The following is a 368-nucleotide window of genomic DNA, read 5'->3' on the forward strand; positions in this document are numbered from 1 at the left end:
GCTTTGATCGTGGAGTTCGTCGCCGCTTATCGCGACGAACACGGAGTCGATCCGATCTGCGCGGCCCTGCGCGACACGGACGCCCAGATCGCTCCGTCCACAGTCCGGGCCCACCTGAGCCCACAGAAGACCGAGGCGCCACGAGCAGTTCGTGACCGCGAGATGCTCGGTCAGATCCGCACCGTGCACGCCGACAACCTCGGGGTCTACGGTGCCCGCAAGGTCCATGCCGAGCTACGTCGAAACGGTATCGCTGTGGCCCGCTGCACCGTCGAGAGGTTGATGAAAGCTGATGCGCTGCGAGGGATAACACGGTTGAAGACACGCAAGACCACCCGCAGCGAGGGAGCCGAGACACCGCAACCGGC

1 protein-coding gene is annotated in these 368 nt (G+C 64.9%); it reads left to right on the forward strand.

Going from position 1 to position 368, the window contains the following annotated elements; translation table 11 throughout:
* Positions 1 to 368: IS3 family transposase (locus GOSPT_RS02405; RefSeq protein WP_169330942.1), on the forward strand; the 368-nt coding region annotated here is incomplete at both ends.

It is taken from the genome of Gordonia sputi NBRC 100414, assembly GCF_000248055.1.
Lineage (GTDB): Bacteria > Actinomycetota > Actinomycetes > Mycobacteriales > Mycobacteriaceae > Gordonia > Gordonia sputi.